Source organism: Sphingomonas echinoides (assembly GCF_029623395.1).
Taxonomy (GTDB): domain Bacteria; phylum Pseudomonadota; class Alphaproteobacteria; order Sphingomonadales; family Sphingomonadaceae; genus Sphingomonas; species Sphingomonas echinoides_A.
Window position 1 is genome coordinate 129321 of sequence record NZ_JAPYKK010000003.1, and the last position, 13736, is coordinate 143056.

Consider the following 13736-nt stretch of genomic DNA (forward strand, 5'->3'; position numbering starts at 1 on the left):
CGATCGCCACGTCACCCTGCAAGCGCCGGGTCAGATTGCGGGCAATTGCCGTTGCGGGTCGATCGGCGTGCGGCCCTTGCGCATCTCGAAATGTACCTCGGGTCGCGGGGCGCCGCCGGAATCGCCCGACAGCGCAATCGTCTGGCCGCGGCGGACCGATTGTCCACGCTGAACGAGCAACTTGCTGGCGTGTCCGTAAACCGTCGCCCAGCCTTCGCCATGCCGGATGATGATCACGTCGCCCAATTGCGGAATTCCGCCACCCGCATAAGCGACGACGCCGTCCGCGGCGGCGAGCACGGGTGTGCCGCGCGGGACCGCGATCTTGACACCGTTGTAGCGCTCGCCACTCGCACCCGGCCCGAACCGCGTGACGATCCGGCCATGGACCGGCCAGTCGAAGCCGCTGCTCAACCGCGTCGGTGCCGCGATCGCCTGGGTCGGCGCCAGAACGCGCGCGGAGGATGTGGTCGGCCGCGCCGGGCGCTGGTTCGCGGCGAGCGCAGGCTCGCTGCCGGTCACGAGATCGTCGATGTCGAGCGTGAAGGCGGCGGCGCGTTCGGCGGCGGTACTGCGCGACGCGGATCCCGGGATCAGGACGCGCATGCCGACGCGCAGCGTATAGGGTTCACGCAAATCGTTGGCGCTTACGATCCTCGACCAGTCGACGCCGTAAGCGCGCGATATCGCGATTCCGGTCTGCCCCGCCGCAACCCGGTGGTATCGTCCCCCCGGAATGGAAAGCCGCTGACCCGTGCGGACGGTAAACGGAGCGGCCAGCCCGTTGGCACGCGCGATCGCCTCCGATCCTGCGCCGGTGCGGTCACCGATTGCCCCGAGCGTATCGCCAGGGCGCACGACATAGGTCGAGGGGGCGACCTGCTGCGCGGACGGTGCGACCGGGCGGGCTTGCCAGGGGGATAGCGAGACTGGAGAGGAGCGGACCGTGCCGTGATCGTCGGGGTCAAGTCTTTCCGAATATCGCGGGCGATAGCCGCCTCGAGGCTCGTACGGCTGTTGATCGTCGCGGGGTTCGTATCGGCGTTCGGGGGCAGCACGCACCGGACGCTGCGGGCGGCTTCGCGGCGGTGGTGGTTGTCGGTAGGCGTCGTCTCGCCAGTTTCTCGGCGTCTCGTTCGGTGCCGATCGCGGGACGGGGCGGGCTGGGGCGGGGCGCGGCGCGGCGTTCGGGCGCGGGTACTCCCCGACAGGTCGATCATCCTGCGGAATGCAGGCGGGCAAGGCGAGAACCATCGCCGCAACCGGAAAGACCATCATCCCGAAAGGTCCCTTCCGCATCCCTTTAGCCGTACCGCTCCGCGAGCATGGCCATCGACGAACGATGCGTCAGGTCGAGATGCAGCGGCGTTATCGCGATGTACCCGTCTGCAATTGCTTCCAGATCGGTCGAGTGTGCAGGCGTGTCCACCGCCTGGCCCAGCGCAAACCAGTGATACTCATACCCACGCGGATCGTGGTTGGTGACGATGTTGAGCCGACCGTAATCGCGCAGTCCTTGCTGGACGACCTTGATGCCCTTGACGGCGTCCGCGGCGACCGCCGGGAAGTTTACGTTGACGAGGCTGCGCGGTTCGAGCGGCGCATCGAGCAGCGGACGCAGCACGCGTTCTCCCCAAGCCGCCGCCGCGTCGAACGGAACCGCGTCGCCGGCGCCTTCGCGGCTGTAGACCTGACTGAGCGCAATCGAGCGGACGCCCGCGAGCGCGCCTTCCATCGCCGCCGACACCGTCCCCGAATAGGTCACGTCCTCGGCCAGGTTCGCACCGCGGTTGACGCCGGACAGGATCAGGTCGGGTTTGTGATCCTGCATGATCCGCGCGAGCGCCATCATCACCGCATCGGTCGGCGTCCCGGCGACGGCAAATCGCTTGTCGCCATGGTGGCGAACCCGGATCGGACGGGTCAGGGTGAGCGAATGCCCGGCACCCGACTGTTCCTCCGCTGGCGCTACGACCCAGACGTCATCCGACAGGCGCGCGGCGATCGCTTCGAGAACCTTCAACCCGGGTGCGTGATAACCATCGTCGTTGGTCAGCAGGATCCGCATCAGCGCGCGGGCTCGAGCAGCGTCATCCCGCCGAGATACGGCACCAGCACGTCCGGAACGGTGACCGTGCCATTCTCCTGCTGATAATTTTCCAGCACCGCGACCAGCGTCCGACCGACGGCGAGGCCCGACCCGTTCAACGTGTGGACGAACCGCGTGCCCTTTTCGCCCTCAGGGCGATAGCGCGCGTTCATGCGCCGTGCCTGGAAATCGGCGCAGGTCGAACAACTGGAAATCTCCCGATAGCGATCCTGCCCGGGGAGCCACACTTCGAGGTCATAGGTTCGCGCACCGGTGAACCCCATGTCGCCGGTGCACAGCTTCATCCGGCGGAACGCAAGACCGAGCGCGATCAGGATCGACTCGGCGCAGGCAGTCATCCGCTCATGCTCGGCTTCGGAATCCTGCGGGGGAACGATCGAGACCATCTCGACCTTCTCGAACTGATGCTGTCGAATGAACCCGCGCGTATCGCGTCCCGCAGCGCCGGCTTCGGACCGGAAGCAGGCCGTGAGCGCGGCAAAGCGCAGTGGCAATTCGGTCTCGCTCAGAATGCGGCCCGCGACGATATTGGTCAGGCTGACCTCGGCGGTCGGGATCAGCCAGCGCCCATCGGTGGTGTGGAACAGATCCTCGGCAAACTTGGGCAATTGCCCCGTGCCGAACAGCGCTTCGTCACGCACGAGCAGCGGCGGGACGACCTGCTCATAGCCGTGCCGGTCCGAAAGCGTATCGAGCATGAACTGACCAAGCGCACGGTGCAGCTTTGCGGCGGCACCGCGAACCAACGTGAATCGAGCGCCGGACATCGCTGCACCCGTCTCAAAGTCCAGCCCGAGCGGCGGGCCCAACACGTCGTGCTCGATCGGTTTGAACGCGAAGGTCGGACGCGTCCCATGTTCGGCGACAACGACATTGTCGTCCTCATCGGCGCCTTCGGGGACATCGGCCAGGGGAAGGTTGGGCAATACCGCAAGGCATTCCTGCAGCGATTCGCCGAGCGCCTTGGCTTCGGCTTCGATCGTTGGAAGACGTTGCTTCAACAGCGCGACTTCTTCCATAAGGGCGGCAGAGGCGGTTTCGTCCTTTGCAGCCTTGGCGGCGCCGATCGCCTTGGAAGCCTCGTTGCGTCGTGCCAGCGCAGTTTGTGCTTCAGTGGTCAGCGCGCGGTGGCGCTCGTCGAGCGCCACCAGATCACTGGCAACCGGGGCTACGCCGCGCCGGGCAAGCGCGGCATCGAAAGCGGCGGGATCGTCGCGGATAAGGCGTATATCGTGCATGGTCCGGCTATGACGCGGCCCTGACGGCTAGGCAAGCCGCCGCACGGCCTTCCGGGGTATCAGGACGTCGCGGCGGTGCGTCGACCCCAGCGATTGCGGATGACGAGTGCCGCTGCCGCCGCGCCGAACAGCCATACCATCGGAGGCGCCGGAACCGGGGCCGGAGGTCCCCCCGGGGACCCTGGGACGCCGGTTCCCCCGGCGCCGGGGAGGTCCGATGGCACCGTGCTGCTTCCGCCGGAAGAGGGACGTTCCGCTGGGGAACCGTTTTCCGCATCGCCATTCGTCGGCGACCCAACCATCGGCATGCTCGTTGCACTACCTGATCCGCTTCCGGTTGATGAAGGGTTTGTCAGGAAAGTGGAACCACCCCCGGTTGATCCCGGACGGTTGGTACCGTCCCCCGGCAAGGAGACGGAGACAGTACCCGGGGTGTTGGAACCAATCATCGTGGCCCTGCCTGGAGCGCCGGCACCCGGCCCGCCCGTAAATCCGGCGGACAAAAATCCATTGCCGCCGAAACCACCCGCTCCACCGAGGATCGTCGGCCCGCCATATCCCCCACCGGTAAAGCTGGCTGGACCCGAACTTCCGCCAAGGTAGGTCGACGGATCGTTCTGCGCAGCGAGCAGGGCGTTTTGCGGCACGCCGCTGGTGCAGGGGGCAACGGGCGCGGCACGAACGCTGCGGTGCGCAGCCACCGGACGTGCCGCGTGCGCTGCCGGCCTGATCTTTCGAGGGGCATGATATGCGCGCGGTGGCGCACGGTCGACCAGATGAACCGCGCCGCCGCCCATGACCGCCCCACCGCATACGCACGCACAGAGTTTGGCCGCAGCCATCCGAACTGACATCACGCTTCTCGCTACTTGTCCGCGAATACAAACGCGGTCTTCCGCCCCGAAGATTGCCAGAAGACAGGTGGAGATTGCGTTAAGTCGGCCGCCGTGCGCGCAGGGGTCTGGTACTCCGCGGCTGATTTGTCTCGGTATGAAACGACTTCCAGCAATGGGGTTGTCTTTCCCGTCTCAGGAAACCGTTTCCGTCAAAATTGAAGGCTGTCTCGCAATCATTCGGCAAGAAAGACCAGCCGCTTGGTAACAGTGCTGCTTGTGGAGTGGCGGCGTCATGCTATAGGCGCGCTCACTAGGGAGTTGGCCCGGGGGGGTCCGGAGATGCACAACGCATCCGGTGACCGAGCGGAGAGATTGGGATGGCGACGGTCTTGAATCGATTGGACGAATCCGAGCAGTTCGCGGTACCGGAAGGTACTGACGACGGTTACCGACCGAGCGCCGATGAGGCGTTCATGAATCCGCGGCAGCTTGCCTATTTCCGAAACAAATTACAGGCTTGGAAAGAAGCGATCCTGCGGGAGGCGGCGGGGACGTTGTCACAACTGCAAGTGGACACGCTTCGCGAAGCGGACTTGACCGATCGCGCTTCGAGCGAGACCGATTGGTCGATTGAACTCCGCACACGCGATCGCCAGCGCAAGTTGATTTCCAAGATCGAAGCGGCGCTGCGGCGGATCGACGAGGGCGAATATGGATATTGCGACGTGACCGGAGAGCCGATTTCGCTCGCTCGCCTCGAGGCACGCCCGATCGCGACGATGACTGTCGAAGCGCAGGAGCGCCACGAACGACACGAGAAGGTTTCTCGCGAGGAATAGCCGGAGCGCCCCGGCCACCCCGATTTTAATCCGTTCTAAACCAGTTTTTGTGTATAGAAGCACTTTGAACGGGATCGGCACGACCTTCTGCAATGGACCAGTATTCGTCAGAGCATCCATCCGTTTCCGCTGATGACGCGGAATCGAATCGGCAGGACCCGCGCGACAGCCTGTTCCTGATGGCACTGTTACGATTGGCGAAGACCGACGAGGGGACCCCGGTCCGGGTGCGGAACCTCTCCGCGGGGGGCATGATGGCCGACTACCCTGAGGGGCTCGATCGCGATGTCACCCTTGAAGTCGAGATTCGCGGGATAGGTTGGGTTCCGGGGCACGTTGCCTGGTCGACCTCCGGACGAATCGGGATTGCGTTCAACCGTCCGATCGATCCGATGCTCGCGCGCAAACCTGTCGGGCAGGGGGCGCACACCCCGGTGTTCGTAAAACCAATCCTGCCGCGCGGTAACTTGCGTTAGATCGTCTGAAACGATCCGGGCGCATCGCGCCCGGACCAAGCGCCTTATTGAAGTTGTTCGATTTCCTGTTTGATCTGCAGCTTCTGCTTCTTCAATGCCGCGATCGTCGCCGTGTCGGGCAAGGGCCGTTGCGCCTCTGCGGCGATCTGACGGTCGAGCACTGCATGTTTGGCTGCCAGGGCCGAATGATGTGCGGTCTGCATACTCTGCGTACCTCCTTCATGTGCTGCTTGGGGAGGTGAGTAAACCATCACCGGTTGCTCTTGTCTCCCTATGATTTCAGGATCGCGAGATACATTCACCGATTTGTGCGACCGATTGCATTTTATCCGGACCAAGCGGCTTCGATTTGCTAAGCGAGAAGGATCGAATGGGGACCCGATGGACGATAGCCTGATCGCAAAGCGCTTGGAGATTCTACGAGTCGAACATCGCGATCTGGATTCCGCAATCGCGGCGTTGCTGGACGGATCGTCGACCGATCAGCTTCAGCTTGCCCGCTTCAAGAAGCGCAAGCTGCGGTTGCGCGATGAAATAGTGCTGCTCGAGGACCAGCTGGTACCCGATATCATCGCCTGATTGCGGGAGTGTTCCGTTTTGGGACGATCGGCGGTTCGTCGCACGGGCCGGGCGAAACCGTACCGCGCGCGATGCATTTGTGCGAGATGGACGCAATGACCGCAGCTTTAAACGAATCGCGAATGCACCGCCGCGTGATCGACACGCTCTACATGGACGCGATGATCCTCGCAGACGAAGCGCGGAGTTACTTCGACGACGGTGGACGCTGCGACCGCGAAGCGTTGGAGCCGATGGCTCGCGTCTCGTTCAGTTGCGAATCGCTGAAGGTGACGACGCGGTTGATGCACGTGATCGCCTGGCTCCTGACGCAACGTGCGGTCGACTCCGGGGAGATGGAGTTGCGTGAGGCACTGGATCCGTCGCGCCGGCTCGCGGACGCGCCGGCCAGTGACGGCGTGGCGCTTTTCGCGCTGCCGGCGGGAGCGCGCCGTCTCATCGCCGCCAGTTGCCAGTTGCACGACCGCGTCGCCCGGTTGGACTCGGCGCAGGGAAGCACGCCGCCGGTGGTGTCCAGCCCGGTCCATTCGCTACAGGGGCGTCTGGCGCTCGCCTTCTAGCGCAGCTCAGACGTTCAGCCGCGCTTTCGCCGCTCGGTACTGCCGCTCGAACCGATCGACCATGTCGGCAACCGACTCGACCCGGTCGATCACGCCGATGCCCTGACCCGATCCCCAAATGTCCTTCCATGCCTTGGGCTTCGACCCGTTGCCGGTGCCGAAATCCATCGTCTTCAGGTCCCCCTCGGGCAGATTGTCCGGATCCATTCCGGCGCGTTCGATCGAACCGCGCAGGTAGTTGCCGTGTACGCCGGTGAACAGGTTGGAATAGATGATGTCGGACGCTTTGCCGTCGACGATCCCCTGTTTGTACGCCGCGTCGGCATTGGCCTCGATGCTGGCGATGAACGGCGACCCGATATAGCCGAAGTCCGCGCCCATCGCTTGCGCGGCAAGCACCGCATCCCCCGTCGCGATCGACCCGGACAGCGCGAGCGGTCCATCGAACCACTGGCGGATTTCCTGAATGATGGCGAACGGCGAAAGCCGTCCCGCGTGGCCGCCAGCGCCAGCCGCCACCGCAATCAGGCCGTCCGCCCCTTTCTCTATCGCCTTGTGCGCAAACCGGTCGTCGATCACGTCATGCAGCGTGATCCCGCCCCAGCCGTGCACGGCGGTATTCAGGTCCTCGCGTGCGCCGAGCGAGGTGATCACGATCGGGACTTGCCATTTGGCGCAGGTCGCGAGGTCCGCTTCGAGCCGCTCGTTCGAGCGGTGCACGATTTGGTTGACCGCGAAGGGAGCAGCCGGGCGATCCGGGTGCGCGCGATTGTGCGCGGCCAGTTCCTCGGTGATGTGGTGAAGCCATTCGTCGAGCATCGCCTGCGGACGCGCGTTGAGCGCCGGGAAGGATCCGACGATCCCCGCCTTGCACTGCGCGATGACCAGTTCCGGTCCCGAGATGATGAACAGCGGCGAGCCGATGATGGGAAGCCGCAAGCGATCGAACAGCGGAGGAATGCTCATATGCGTTTCATAGCGCAACCGAAACGCCTGTCCAGCGAGCCTATAGTTGCAGCGGTAACTGAAACGCGTAAGGACCGTGAAAATCCTGCGATTCCGGAGTTCTGTGCGTGAAGATGTCCCTTGCCGCCGTTTTGCTGTCTGCCGTCGCGACTCCGGCGTTCGCCGTCGGGCAATTGCCGACCGGCGTTACCCCGTTGACCTATGACATCACGGTCCGTCCAAATGCCAAGGCGATGACCTTCGCCGGCGAAGAAACCGTGGCGATCGACGTAACCAAGCCGATGTCGACGATCGTCCTCAACGCCGCCGACCTGAAGATCTCGCGCGCGACGCTCGACGGCAAGACGGTGTCGTTCCGGCTCGACGAAGCCAAGCAGCAGCTCATCCTGACCCCCGGATCGACGGTAGCGGCGGGCAAACATGCACTCGCCTTTGCGTGGACCGGCACGATCAATACGTCCGCGGCCGGCCTGTTCGCGATCGATTATACCAACACTGACGGGTCCGCCTCGCGCATGCTCGTGACGCAGTTCGAAGCCCCCGACGCCCGCCGCTTCGCACCGCTGTGGGACGAACCCGCCTTCAAGGCGCGCTTCACGATCAGCACCGTTGCCCCCGCCGGGCAGACCGCTTTCTCGAACATGCCCGCCAGCAGCGTGACCAAGCAGAACGACGGCAGCACCCTGTATCGCTTCGCCGAAACGCCAAAGATGTCGAGCTACCTGATGTTCCTCGGCATGGGCGACGTCGAACGCAAGACGGTGATGGCGGGCAAGACCGAAATCGGCGTGATCACGCGGCGCGGCGTGGTCGATCAGGGGGACTATGCGCTGGCGCAGGGCAAGCGGCTACTGGCCTATTACAACGACTATTTCGGCCAGCCCTATCCGCTCCCCAAGCTCGACATGATCGCGGGGCCGGGGTCGAGCCAGTTCTTCGGCGCAATGGAGAATTGGGGCGCGATTTTCTACTTCGAGCCGGAACTGCTCTACGACGCGAAGCGCGCAACCCAGAGCGGCAAGCAGCGCATCTTCACCGTGGTCTCGCACGAAATGGCGCACCAGTGGTTCGGCGATATGGTGACGATGAGTTGGTGGGATGACCTGTGGCTCAACGAGGGCTTCGCCTCGTGGATGGAAAACAAGTCGAGCGTGGATCTTAACCCCGAATGGTATGCCGCCGCCACCGCGGTCGCGCAGGACCGCGAGGGGGCATTGCAGGTCGACTCGACCAGCGGCACGCACCCGATCATCCGCCACGTCGAAACGGTCGATCAGATTGGTCAGGCGTTTGACGGCATCACCTACATGAAGGGTCAGGCGGTCATCGGCATGCTCGAATCGACGCTAGGAGCGGATACGTTCCGCGCGGGCATCCGAAGCTACATGGCGAAGTACAAATACGGCAACACCGCCACGGATCAACTCTGGCAGGAATTGTCCGCCGCCGCCGGAACGCCGGTTGCGCCGATCGCGCATGATTTCACGCTGCAGCCCGGCGTGCCGCTGGTGACGATGGCGGGGTCGCGCTGTGTCGCCGGAAAGACCCAGGTCACCCTGTCGCAGAGCCGCTTCGCCTATGACGATTCCGCCAAGAAGGCCCAGACATGGCGCGTCCCGATGACGCTTGGCGTCCTTGGACAACCGGACAGTCGGGCGATCGTGCGGGGGCCAACGAACCAGGTCGTCACCGCACCGGGATGCGGCACGGTCGTGCTCAACCGCGAAAAAGCGAGTTACGCCCGGGTCCAGTATAGCGCGCCCGCGCACGCCGCAATCGTGCGCGATTTTGCCAAGCTCAAGCTGACTGACCAACTTGGTACGCTGGGCGACGATTTTGCCCTAGCCAAGGGCGGCAATCAACAGCTCGACCGCTATTTCGCGGACGTCGGCGCGATCGGGATCGAAGCGAACCCATTGCTGTGGCAGACCGTTGCAAGTCAGCTGTCGGACCTCGATGGCCGGGTGGCGAAGGGGCCAACGCGCGACGCAGTCAGCGCCAAGATCGTGCGCACGTTGCAACCCGTCATGGCGCGTGTGGGTTTCGATGCTGGAAGCGACGAAGGCGCGTTGACCGCCACGCTGCGCGAGACGCTGATCTCCGTGCTGGGCAATCATGGCGACCCCGCTGTTGTGGCGAAATCACGCGCGTTGTTTGCAGCATTGCAGCAGAACCCCGATGCGATCCCCGCGGCAATCCGAGCGCCGATTCTCGGAGTCTTCGCACACAATGCGACATCGGCGGATTGGGACGCCTTGCTTGCACTGACCGTCGCCGAAAAGAATCCCGTGACCAAGAACAGCTACGTCCGCCTGCTCGGCGCAGCGAACGACGATGCACTAGCGCAGCGGGCGCTCGACTTGCTCGCAACGGACCGCTTTACGGCGCCACAGAAGGCCAGCTTGTTACGCACGGTCGCAAACGAGCATCCCGACATGGCGTTTGATTATGCTGTCGCGCACATCGCGCTGGTCAATACACTCGTGGAGACGAGCACGCGCGCGGGCTTCGTCGCGGGACTTGGGGCAGGGTCGGACGATCCGGCAATGCCAGCCAAGATCAACGCCTTCGCTTCCGCCAATCTGCCCGCCGAGGCACGCGGGGCCGCGACACGCATCGTCTCGACGATGGCAGCGCGCCGTCAGGTCGATGCGCGGATCCGTGACGACGTTGCGGCATGGGGGCGGACTGCTTCCTGATCATCTGGGACCGGCCCCGCCGCTGACGTTCGGCGCGGGGCCGACCGGTTGCGATCAAGGAAGTCGAGGCGGCGTAAGGCGGCCGTTCCGTTTTCCGACCCGTTTGCTAGAATCAACCCTCTGCATCGGTCGCCCACATTCGTTGGTCGACCGCTAAGAGCAGACGTAGCCAAGAACAGAATACCCCTCAAGGTGAGTATGGTCCTGCCTGCTGAGGCATGGTAATCGAATAGGTAACATAGAAAATAGCGATAGGCCGGGCCGGCACTATGCAGGATAAAATGGTGTATTTGTCCGGTGGAGGCTGCGCCGGAAATCACGGTATGCTTCCTTATAGCCTTTTCATTATGCCGCCTTCTGGAAAGAAGCGCTATCTGTATTCACTGGACCTCGCGCGCGGCGCAGGCGCAATTGCAATTCTGTTCTGGCACTATCAGCACTTCTTCTATCATGGAGCCGATCATCGGCGATCCGTTCCGATCGAACAGCAGCCGCTCTATTCCGTCTTCGGCTTGCTCTACCGCCACGGGGATTGGGCGGTTCAGTTCTTCTGGCTGATTTCCGGCTTCGTTTTCGCGGCCACATACGCGGGTCAGCGCGTTCCGGCGGCGGCGGCGTTCGTTCGGGTGCGGGCGTCGCGCTTGTATCCGTTACACTTTCTTACGCTGATCGTCGTTGCTGTCCTCCAATACGGCAGCGTCGCCATGCTCGGGCACTCGCAGATTTACGGTAACAACGACGCGTATCATTTTGGCCTCAACCTGTTCTTTGCCGCCTCCTGGGGGTTCGAACGCGGGAGCTCGTTTAACGGACCAGTCTGGTCAGTGTCGGTCGAAGTTCTGGTCTATGCCGTTTTCTGGCTGTGCATGGGACGCATTTTCAAGCGGGGCGTCGTCTTTCCGCTGGGCGTTGCGGCGTCGGCGCTTTTCCTAAGGTTCATTGCCCCGCCCGGCGACCTGAAACAGATCAGCACGTGCTTGGCGTATTTCTTCATCGGAACCGCGGTGTATGTTGCCTATCGCGCGGTGGAAGCGAAACCGATCGTTCTCCTTGTCGCGGCGGTTCCGCTGGGCGTTCTGGGGATCGTTGCGAGCCAAATGTCCGGACCGGTAGGCACTGCGGGATCGGTCCTGTTCTTGAGCGGCATCCTCGTCGCGGTCTGCGCGGTGGAGGCGTCGACGCAGGGGAGGCATCTGGAACGACTGCGCTGGATCGGCGACAACAGTTACGGAACGTATCTCTGGCACGTGCCGATCCAGATAGCGACGTTGGTGCTGCTCGACCGGTTCCGGATCGACCACGACATTGCTCGCAGTCCGCTGTTTTTGGCGGGGTTCATCTCGCTTGTGATGATCGTCGCCAGGATCTCGTACCTCTGGTTCGAGCGGCCACTTCGCAACTGGCTTCGTACTTCGTCCTGAGCACGACGAAGCCGCTCTACCGTTGCAGGGTCAGGCGCGGTCGCGCTCCGCCATATTGCTCCATGCGGAACGCATGGCGCGGTGTAACATCCGGCCCCGCGCCATCGACGCTCTGCGCAGCCGCCCGCTGGCAGCGACGAAGTCAAGTCCGGGCTGCGACGCCTGATCCAGTCCCTCGACCTGCATCAGCCAAAGCTGGCGGAACGCTCCATCCTTCTGGCGCAACAGTTGCTGCGGTGGTCCATCCTCGATCACGCGGCCACGCTCGACGACGATCACCCGGTCGAACCCGACGATTGTGGACAGGCGGTGCGCGACGGCAATCACGGTACGGTTGCGAACGAGGGCGTCCAATCCGTTCTGCACTTCCAGTTCGCTTTCCGAGTCGAGCGCGCTGGTTGCCTCGTCGAGCAGGACGATGCGGGCGTTCTTCAGGAAGGCGCGCGCGATCCCGATGCGCTGGCGTTGGCCCCCGGAGAGGTTCGAGCCGCGCTCCCCTACGACGCTGTCATATCCGTGGGGCAGGCGTCGGATGAAATCGTCGCATCCGGCCGCCTCGGCTGCCCCGTAGACGTCCTCGTCGCTGGCGTCGGGTCGCGCAATCCTGATGTTGTCGATCACTGAGCGGTGGAATAGCAACACTTCCTGCGGCACCACTGCGATCGCATCGCGCAGCGATTCTTGCGTCACGTGGTCGATCCGATTCCCGTCGATCATAATATGGCCGATCTGCGGGTCGTGGAACCGCTGGATCAACTGCAGCAGCGAAGACTTGCCGCCCCCCGACGCCCCGACGATGCCGACCTTCTGGCCGGCGGGAACGGTCAGCGACAAGTCGTGGATGATCGGATCGCTGGCATCGTAGCCGAAGGTGACGTTGGCGAGTTCGACGTGGCCCTCGCCGACGCGCAAGCGCGGCGCATGGGGCACGTCGCTCAGCGTTTGCGGGACGCCGATGATATCGAGCGTTTCGCGCAAATAGCTGAATTGCTGGCTGGTATCGATCACCGCCATCGCCAGATCGCGCGAGCCGTGCAGGATCCGGAAGGTCATCGTACTGATGATGACGACATCCCCGGTCGAGATCGCGCCAGTCGACCAGCGCCCGATCGCCCAGATCAGCGTCCCCCCGACGAGCACCGCCAGGGCGAGGTCGTGCAGGCCGCGCATCTGTTCGACGAAGAACCAGCCGCGCCGCTGTGCGCTTGCTTCCTCGTCGAGGAACCCTTCGAGCCGACTGAGTTCGCGGTCGCGCGCGGCGAAGGCCTTCACCACCCAGATGTTGCCGATGAGATCGATCAGCTCGCCCCCGGCGGTCCCGGCGTGTTGCGCGAAGGCGGTATGGTGGACGTGCCCCCGCAGCCCAAGCAGGATGAGCACGGCGGTGACGCCGAGAAAAACGGCGCCCAAAATCGCCGCCATTGCGGCGTCAATCGTCACGAAAATCAACATGGCGCCGGCAAAAGTGATGAGAGGTGGCGTCACTTCGCGCAGCAATCGATGCACAATTGCACCAAAAATCCCGGCCAGCCCGGAGATGCGGTGCCCAAGCGATCCCGCCCGCTGGTTCTGGAAGAAGGGCATCTGGTGCCCGGTCAGGTAGTTGACCATGTCGAGGCGAATGCCGACCCCGGAACTAACGGTCGCTTGCCCGAGGGTTAGTGCAGACGCTCGTTGCAGGACGCTCTCCAGAACCACCAGGCCAAGGAATCCGGCGAGCGCACCATACACCGCACCGCGTGCGCGAACCCCGCCGGTCATGGCGTCGATCAGCATCTTCATCGCATATTGCACGCCGATCGAACTGATCGATGCGGCGGCGACCAGAAGCCCCAGCACCATGAAAATACCCGGACGGGCGGCGACATAATGTGCGAGGAACCGTGTCGGGCTCTGCAGGAAGGGCAAGGAAGCGGCTCTGTCCATAGTCCGCATTTGCTGCAACGCAGCACCCCTGGATGCAACCCGAAGTTTCAGGATCAATCCGTATCCGGGGCAGTTGGTGCGTCAGA

Annotated in this window: 12 protein-coding genes; 6 read left to right on the plus strand and 6 right to left on the minus strand. The window is 63.6% G+C overall.

Translation table 11 applies throughout. The features are described 5' to 3' along the window. Nucleotides 1-30: 30 nt before the first annotated feature. The 3 genes from QBJ92_RS03350 to serS form a co-directional block, all read right to left on the minus strand. Nucleotides 31-1062: a peptidoglycan DD-metalloendopeptidase family protein gene (locus QBJ92_RS03350; RefSeq protein ID WP_431358358.1), complete on the minus strand. Its 1032-nt coding sequence runs from the start codon at nucleotides 1060-1062 to the stop codon at nucleotides 31-33. A 241-nt stretch (nucleotides 1063-1303) separates the two neighbouring features. Continuing rightward, nucleotides 1304-2068 carry a 5'/3'-nucleotidase SurE gene (gene surE / locus QBJ92_RS03355; protein ID WP_277968270.1) on the minus strand — a complete coding sequence of 255 codons (765 nt, stop codon included), beginning with the start codon at nucleotides 2066-2068 and terminating at the stop codon, nucleotides 1304-1306. Beyond that, nucleotides 2068-3348 carry a serine--tRNA ligase gene (gene serS / locus QBJ92_RS03360; RefSeq protein WP_277968271.1) on the minus strand — a complete coding sequence of 427 codons (1281 nt, stop codon included), beginning with the start codon at nucleotides 3346-3348 and terminating at the stop codon, nucleotides 2068-2070. The genes surE and serS overlap by 1 nt, the downstream gene beginning before the upstream one ends. A 1213-nt stretch (nucleotides 3349-4561) precedes the next feature. Here serS and dksA point away from each other — a divergent pair. After that, nucleotides 4562-5023: an RNA polymerase-binding protein DksA gene (gene dksA, locus QBJ92_RS03365; RefSeq protein ID WP_277968272.1), complete on the plus strand. Its 462-nt coding sequence runs from the start codon at nucleotides 4562-4564 to the stop codon at nucleotides 5021-5023. Between the two features lie 92 nt (nucleotides 5024-5115). Next, nucleotides 5116-5499: a PilZ domain-containing protein gene (locus QBJ92_RS03370; protein WP_277968273.1), complete on the plus strand. Its 384-nt coding sequence runs from the start codon at nucleotides 5116-5118 to the stop codon at nucleotides 5497-5499. A gap of 44 nt (nucleotides 5500-5543) precedes the next feature. Here the strand turns inward: QBJ92_RS03370 and QBJ92_RS03375 are convergent, their stop codons facing one another. Continuing rightward, complete coding sequence (locus QBJ92_RS03375; protein ID WP_277968274.1) at nucleotides 5544-5702, minus strand: YdcH family protein; 159 nt, start codon at nucleotides 5700-5702, stop codon at nucleotides 5544-5546. A 178-nt stretch (nucleotides 5703-5880) separates the two neighbouring features. Between QBJ92_RS03375 and QBJ92_RS03380 the strand changes: the two genes are divergently transcribed. Next, nucleotides 5881-6078 (plus strand): YdcH family protein, encoded by a 198-nt coding sequence (locus tag QBJ92_RS03380; RefSeq protein WP_277968275.1) that lies wholly within the window; start codon nucleotides 5881-5883, stop codon nucleotides 6076-6078. Nucleotides 6079-6173: 95 nt separating this feature from the next. Continuing rightward, the gene (locus QBJ92_RS03385; protein ID WP_431358362.1) at nucleotides 6174-6638 is read left to right on the plus strand and encodes a DUF1465 family protein; all 465 of its coding nucleotides are present in this window, start codon (nucleotides 6174-6176) and stop codon (nucleotides 6636-6638) included. 6 nt (nucleotides 6639-6644) lie between these two features. Here the strand turns inward: QBJ92_RS03385 and QBJ92_RS03390 are convergent, their stop codons facing one another. Further along, nucleotides 6645-7604 carry an NAD(P)H-dependent flavin oxidoreductase gene (locus tag QBJ92_RS03390; protein WP_277968277.1) on the minus strand — a complete coding sequence of 320 codons (960 nt, stop codon included), beginning with the start codon at nucleotides 7602-7604 and terminating at the stop codon, nucleotides 6645-6647. 113 nt (nucleotides 7605-7717) lie between these two features. On the opposite strand from QBJ92_RS03390, the gene QBJ92_RS03395 reads away from it, so the two are divergent. Both QBJ92_RS03395 and QBJ92_RS03400 read left to right on the plus strand, forming a co-directional pair. Further along, the gene (locus tag QBJ92_RS03395) at nucleotides 7718-10303 is read left to right on the plus strand and encodes a M1 family metallopeptidase (RefSeq protein WP_277968323.1); all 2586 of its coding nucleotides are present in this window, start codon (nucleotides 7718-7720) and stop codon (nucleotides 10301-10303) included. Nucleotides 10304-10572: 269 nt separating this feature from the next. After that, on the plus strand, nucleotides 10573-11724 hold the full coding sequence (locus QBJ92_RS03400) for an acyltransferase family protein (RefSeq protein ID WP_277968278.1): 1152 nt from the start codon (nucleotides 10573-10575) through the stop codon (nucleotides 11722-11724). Nucleotides 11725-11754: 30 nt separating this feature from the next. Here QBJ92_RS03400 and QBJ92_RS03405 read toward each other — a convergent pair whose 3' ends face one another. Then, nucleotides 11755-13650, minus strand: coding sequence for an ABC transporter ATP-binding protein (locus tag QBJ92_RS03405; RefSeq protein WP_277968279.1), 1896 nt, complete (start codon nucleotides 13648-13650; stop codon nucleotides 11755-11757). Between the last annotated feature and the right edge of the window lie 86 nt (nucleotides 13651-13736).